The organism is Pseudomonas sp. H3_C08 (assembly GCF_054669455.1).
On the sequence record NZ_CP162803.1, the window covers coordinates 4,192,947 to 4,200,000 of the forward strand.

The window sequence follows — 7,054 nt, forward strand, 5'->3', positions numbered from 1 at the left end:
CGGGTTACTTACCGAGGGAAATCTTCGGCGCCCACGTCAGCCACTCATCCTCAAACTTGTCGAACAACGGGAACGTCTGCTCAGGGCGCGCCGGATTGCCCATGCGCTCACCGTCCGGCGTGGCGAAGGCGATGCCACCCTGAATCGCCGTCTCCAGCGACTCGGTGCGCACTGTCAGCCCATTGAACAAACCGATATCAAACCCGACACCACTGGTGTTCCAGAAACGGCTACCGCTGCGCACCAACGGTGCGTATTTCGGCTCGATCAGAATGTGCACCAACACTCGATCAGCGGTCTGGCCCAGTTCATAACCGGTGACTTTGCCCACGGTAATTTCACGGTAAGTCACTGGCACACCCGGTTTCAGCGAACCACGACGGGCCGCGCTCAAGACCAGACTCAGACCCGCCTCTTGCTTGGTCACTTCTGGCGCATTGGCCAGGGCCACGAAGTTCTTCTGCGGCCCCAGATTCTTCGCCGCCGGTTGCACTTCCACGTATTTTCCGGTCACCAGGGTTTCCAGATTTTCTGTCTTGATCAGGCCCAGCTCAGGTTTGACCACCCAGAATTGGCTGCCGACCCGGGCGATCTTCTCCGGCACTTCGGTAATCCGCGCCGTGAGGATCACCGATTGCAGATCATCGGTCAGATCGACGCTTTCAATCTTGCCGACATCCAGTCCCTTGAAGCGCACCGGGGTGCCACTGCGCAGACCATCAGCGCGTCCGACTTTGATCGTCACCACCGCGCCTTTCTGATTCGCCTCATCATGGTTGGCGAACAGGCGGAAACGTGGAATACGCTTCTGCAACGGCGCCTTGGCCTGCGGTGTTTCAAAAGCGATGCCACCGGCCATCAGGGTCTGCAGCGATTCGCTCTTCACTTGAATGCCGCCGGTCAGTCCGCCGGTCAGCGTGATGCCGCTGACATTCCAGAAGCGCGTCGACGCATTGACCAGGTTTTCGTATTCCTTCTCGATGTGAACACCGATGACCAGTTGCTTGCGAGTCTTGGAAAACTGGTAGCTCTGCACCGAACCGACCTTGACCTGCTTGTACAGAATCGGACTGCCAACATCGATGGAGCCAAGGACATCGGTGAACAACACCAGGTGCAGCCCCGGCGAACGCAGATCCAGCGGCGGCGCCTTCGGCCGAGCCTCGAACTCGCGTTTCGGCGCAGCGCCCTTGTCACCCGGGCGCACGGCGATGTAGTTACCTTTCACCAGCGCTTCCAGCCCGGTGATACCGGCCAGAGAAATCGACGGTTTGACCACCCAGAACTGGGTGCCATCGACCAGATAGTCTTCGGCCAACGGATCAAGAGTCAGCTCGGCAGTGGCGCTGTTCAGATCCGGGTCGATCTTCAATGCTTTCAGGTTGCCGACCTGAATGCCTTTGTACATGACTGGCGTGCGGCCAGCCTGCAGGCCTTCGAAGTCGCTGAGTTTGACCTTCACCCGGATCCCGGCCGCAGCAGCATCGAAATCTTCGTAGAGACGGAACGGCAGGCTCGGATCGGTCGGCGGGCTGTCCTTGCGGTTCTCCGGCGTGGCGAAGGCGATACCACCGGCGACGATGCTGGCCAGCGATTCGCTGCGCACTTTCACCCCGGACAGGTTGGCGTCGATGCTGATGCCGCTGGCGTTCCAGAAACGCGTGTGTTTGCGCACCAGTTTGGCGTAGGTCGGCTCAATGAAGACTTTGAGCTCAACGGTGCTTTGATCTTCCGAAAGCACGTAGCTTTTGATCTGGCCAACCTTGATCTGTTTGTAGAACACCGGACTGCCACGGTTCAGCGAACCGAGACGATCGGCCTTGATGGTCAGATGCAGGCCGGGTTTGGCATCCGACAGCGGCGGCTCTTCGGCCAGCGCCTTGAACTTGCGCACAGGTTCGCCTTCGCCAGGGCTGATGGCCACGTAGTTACCGGAGACCAGGGTTTCCAGACCGGTGATGCCGGCCAGGGTCACGCTCGGCTTGACCAGCCAGAAACGCGTGCTGGTCTTGAGGTATTGCTCGACGTCTTTGTTCATCTCGACGGTGGCGATCACGCCTTTGGAGTTGCCCTCGTCGTCGAGTTTGAGCGCCTTGACCTTACCGACCGACATGCCTTTGTACATGACCTCGGTCTTGTTGGCCTGGATGCCTTCGCCACTCTCGAAGCGGATCTGGATCTCGATACCGGTTTCGGAGTAGGCACGCCAGCCGAGCCAGCCGCCGATGATCAGCGCGATGAGAGGCAGTACCCAAATGGCAGACCAGTTCGAGGCCGGTCGGGTTTTCGCTACGGGCAAATCAGTCATGGTCGTCGTCCGACTCCGTGTTATCCCAAATCAGTCGGGGATCGAAAGTTACTGCGGCGAGCATCGTCAGAATCACCACACTGGCGAAGGCGATGGCGCCAAGATTGGCTTCGACACTGGCAAGCCGGCCGAAGTTGACGACCGCCACGAGAATGGCGATCACAAAAATATCGAGCATCGACCAGCGGCCAATAAACTCGATAAAACGGTACATCCAGATGCGCTGACGGGCGGACAACGGCTGACGTCGTTGCACCGAAAACAGCAGCAGCGCGATGCCCACCAGTTTGAAGGTCGGCACCAGAATACTGGCGATAAACACCACCGCAGCAATCGGAATCATGCCGTGCTGCACCAACTGGATCACGCCGGACATGATAGTGCTCGGATCACCCTGACCCAAAGAACTGACAGTCATGATTGGTAAGACGTTGGCCGGAATATAGATGATCGCTGCCGTGATCAGCAGTGCCCAGGTGCGGGTGAGGCTGTTTGGACGCCGGGCATGAACCAGTGCACCGCAACGGGTGCAGGTTTGCTCGTCGGTGTCGGCTTCTTGCTTGTTCAATTCGTGGCATTCGGTACACACCAGAATGCCCGCATCAATCGCCCGCATGAGCGTCCTCTCCTGATAACGCCTGCCAGATCTGATGCGGTGACATCACCACCTCCAGCCATACCTGTACCAACAACAAACCAATGAAACATACCAGGCCAAGACCAACGGTGATCGCTGCCATATCAGCCAGTTTGACGATCGCCACCAGTACGCCCATGAGGTAGACCTCGAGCATTCCCCAGTCTTTGAGGTGGTGGTAAATGCGATAGAGCAACAAGCCGTAACTGCGACCGATATCGAAACGGATCGTCAGCAATACGAATAACTGGCACAGCAACTTGAGCAGCGGTATGGCCATGCTGCACAGGAATACGACAATGGAAACACCCTGCATGTCGGTGTTGAACAGGCCGAGCACGCCGCTCCAGACCGTATCCTGCGAAGATTGTCCGAGGATATTGAGTTGCATGATCGGTAAAAAGTTTGCCGGGATGTACAGCAATAATGCTGCAATCACCAGGGCGAGGCTGCGCTGCACCACGTTATGGCGGTGGGCATACAACTCGTAACCGCAGCGTGGGCAGAGCGCTTTCTCGCCATGGGCAAGCGTTGGCTTACGCATCAGCAGGTCGCACTCGTGACAGGCCACCAAGTCTTCCAGCGGTAAATCTGACAGCCCGGGGGCGTCAACCGACTCTGACATAAAGGCTCTGGCTCCGAATAAGGTGGGGCTATTCTAGTGTTCTGATTCGAAAATAACTGTGCAAATTTGTTCGCTGTCGCGAGCAAAAAACTTTTCCCGCGGGCAAAACAAAACCCCAACTGCTTTCGCAATTGGGGTTTCGGAATTTAATCTTGACGATGACCTACTCTCACATGGGGAAACCCCACACTACCATCGGCGATGCATCGTTTCACTGCTGAGTTCGGGATGGGATCAGGTGGTTCCAACGCTCTATGGTCGTCAAGAAATTCGGGTACTGACTCGTGACCTTGTGGCCTCGCTTCAGCAAATTGGGTATGTGACAGCTTTCGGTGTTTGTGAACATCGAACTTTCGGTTCGTTTCGTCTTCACACACCGCAATCTGGTCTCTTCGACGCAAATTGCTTGGGTGTTATATGGTCAAGCCTCACGGGCAATTAGTATTGGTTAGCTCAACGCCTCACAGCGCTTACACACCCAACCTATCAACGTCGTAGTCTTCGACGGCCCTTCAGGGAACTCAAGGTTCCAGTGAGATCTCATCTTGAGGCAAGTTTCCCGCTTAGATGCTTTCAGCGGTTATCTTTCCCGAACATAGCTACCCGGCAATGCCACTGGCGTGACAACCGGAACACCAGAGGTTCGTCCACTCCGGTCCTCTCGTACTAGGAGCAGCCCCTCTCAAATCTCAAACGTCCACGGCAGATAGGGACCGAACTGTCTCACGACGTTCTAAACCCAGCTCGCGTACCACTTTAAATGGCGAACAGCCATACCCTTGGGACCGGCTTCAGCCCCAGGATGTGATGAGCCGACATCGAGGTGCCAAACACCGCCGTCGATATGAACTCTTGGGCGGTATCAGCCTGTTATCCCCGGAGTACCTTTTATCCGTTGAGCGATGGCCCTTCCATACAGAACCACCGGATCACTAAGACCTACTTTCGTACCTGCTCGACGTGTCTGTCTCGCAGTCAAGCGCGCTTTTGCCTTTATACTCTACGACCGATTTCCGACCGGTCTGAGCGCACCTTCGTACTCCTCCGTTACTCTTTAGGAGGAGACCGCCCCAGTCAAACTACCCACCATACACTGTCCTCGATCCGGATAACGGACCTGAGTTAGAACCTCAAAGTTGCCAGGGTGGTATTTCAAGGATGGCTCCACGCGAACTGGCGTCCACGCTTCAAAGCCTCCCACCTATCCTACACAAGCAAATTCAAAGTCCAGTGCAAAGCTATAGTAAAGGTTCACGGGGTCTTTCCGTCTAGCCGCGGATACACTGCATCTTCACAGCGATTTCAATTTCACTGAGTCTCGGGTGGAGACAGCGCCGCCATCGTTACGCCATTCGTGCAGGTCGGAACTTACCCGACAAGGAATTTCGCTACCTTAGGACCGTTATAGTTACGGCCGCCGTTTACCGGGGCTTCGATCAAGAGCTTCGCGTTAGCTAACCCCATCAATTAACCTTCCGGCACCGGGCAGGCGTCACACCCTATACGTCCACTTTCGTGTTTGCAGAGTGCTGTGTTTTTAATAAACAGTCGCAGCGGCCTGGTATCTTCGACCGGCATGAGCTTACGGAGCAAGTCCTTCACCCTCACCGGCGCACCTTCTCCCGAAGTTACGGTGCCATTTTGCCTAGTTCCTTCACCCGAGTTCTCTCAAGCGCCTTGGTATTCTCTACCCAACCACCTGTGTCGGTTTGGGGTACGGTTCCTGGTTACCTGAAGCTTAGAAGCTTTTCTTGGAAGCATGGCATCAACCACTTCGTGTTCTAAAAGAACACTCGTCATCAGCTCTCGGCCTTAAGATCCCGGATTTACCTAAGATCTCAGCCTACCACCTTAAACTTGGACAACCAACGCCAAGCTGGCCTAGCCTTCTCCGTCCCTCCATCGCAATAACCAGAAGTACAGGAATATTAACCTGTTTTCCATCGACTACGCTTTTCAGCCTCGCCTTAGGGACCGACTAACCCTGCGTCGATTAACGTTGCGCAGGAAACCTTGGTCTTTCGGCGTGGGTGTTTTTCACACCCATTGTCGTTACTCATGTCAGCATTCGCACTTCTGATACCTCCAGCAAGCTTCTCAACTCACCTTCACAGGCTTACAGAACGCTCCTCTACCGCATCACCCGAAGGTGATACCCGTAGCTTCGGTGTATGGTTTGAGCCCCGTTACATCTTCCGCGCAGGCCGACTCGACTAGTGAGCTATTACGCTTTCTTTAAAGGGTGGCTGCTTCTAAGCCAACCTCCTAGCTGTCTAAGCCTTCCCACATCGTTTCCCACTTAACCATAACTTTGGGACCTTAGCTGACGGTCTGGGTTGTTTCCCTTTTCACGACGGACGTTAGCACCCGCCGTGTGTCTCCCATGCTCGGCACTTGTAGGTATTCGGAGTTTGCATCGGTTTGGTAAGTCGGGATGACCCCCTAGCCGAAACAGTGCTCTACCCCCTACAGTGATACATGAGGCGCTACCTAAATAGCTTTCGAGGAGAACCAGCTATCTCCGAGCTTGATTAGCCTTTCACTCCGATCCACAGGTCATCCGCTAACTTTTCAACGGTAGTCGGTTCGGTCCTCCAGTTAGTGTTACCCAACCTTCAACCTGCCCATGGATAGATCGCCCGGTTTCGGGTCTATTCCCAGCGACTAGACGCCCTATTAAGACTCGCTTTCGCTACGCCTCCCCTATTCGGTTAAGCTCGCCACTGAAAATAAGTCGCTGACCCATTATACAAAAGGTACGCAGTCACAGAACAAAGTCTGCTCCCACTGCTTGTACGCATACGGTTTCAGGATCTATTTCACTCCCCTCTCCGGGGTTCTTTTCGCCTTTCCCTCACGGTACTAGTTCACTATCGGTCAGTCAGTAGTATTTAGCCTTGGAGGATGGTCCCCCCATATTCAGACAAAGTTTCTCGTGCTCCGTCCTACTCGATTTCATGACTAAGAGATTTTCGCGTACAGGGCTATCACCCACTATGGCCGCACTTTCCAGAGCGTTCCGCTAATCTCAAAGCCACTTAAGGGCTAGTCCCCGTTCGCTCGCCACTACTAAGGGAATCTCGGTTGATTTCTTTTCCTCAGGGTACTTAGATGTTTCAGTTCCCCTGGTTCGCCTCTTGCACCTATGTATTCAGTACAAGATAACCATCTTATGATGGCTGGGTTCCCCCATTCAGACATCTCCGGATCAAAGTCTGTTTGCCGACTCCCCGAAGCTTTTCGCAGGCTACCACGTCTTTCATCGCCTCTGACTGCCAAGGCATCCACCGTATGCGCTTCTTCACTTGACCATATAACCCCAAGCAATCTGGTTATACTGTGAAGACGACATTCGCCGAAAATTCGAATTTCTCAATTAAGAGAACTCACAAATTTTACCTTAGCCTGATCCGTTACCAGTGAAAGTAACGTTCAGTCTATCTTTCTATCACATACCCAAATTTTTAAAGAACGAACTAGTCAA

The 7,054-nt window shown here is 54.4% G+C and carries 3 protein-coding genes and 2 rRNA genes; all 5 read right to left on the reverse strand.

The window, feature by feature from the left end; genetic code table 11:
* Positions 1-4 precede the first annotated feature (4 nt).
* The 5 genes from AB4N74_RS19115 to AB4N74_RS19135 all read right to left on the reverse strand — a co-directional run bounded on the left by AB4N74_RS19115 (position 5) and on the right by AB4N74_RS19135 (position 6,881).
* Positions 5-2,308 (reverse strand): PqiB family protein, encoded by a 2,304-nt coding sequence (locus AB4N74_RS19115; protein ID WP_460096931.1) that lies wholly within the window; start codon positions 2,306-2,308, stop codon positions 5-7.
* On the reverse strand, positions 2,301-2,924 hold the full coding sequence (locus AB4N74_RS19120; protein ID WP_093441551.1) for a paraquat-inducible protein A: 624 nt from the start codon (positions 2,922-2,924) through the stop codon (positions 2,301-2,303). Before AB4N74_RS19120 ends, AB4N74_RS19115 begins: the two co-directional genes overlap by 8 nt.
* On the reverse strand, positions 2,911-3,570 hold the full coding sequence (locus AB4N74_RS19125; protein ID WP_093441556.1) for a paraquat-inducible protein A: 660 nt from the start codon (positions 3,568-3,570) through the stop codon (positions 2,911-2,913). Before AB4N74_RS19125 ends, AB4N74_RS19120 begins: the two co-directional genes overlap by 14 nt.
* A gap of 150 nt (positions 3,571-3,720) precedes the next feature.
* Positions 3,721-3,836 (reverse strand): 5S ribosomal RNA (gene rrf, locus AB4N74_RS19130).
* A 151-nt stretch (positions 3,837-3,987) separates the two neighbouring features.
* Positions 3,988-6,881: ribosomal RNA gene (locus AB4N74_RS19135) — 23S ribosomal RNA — on the reverse strand.
* Between the last annotated feature and the right edge of the window lie 173 nt (positions 6,882-7,054).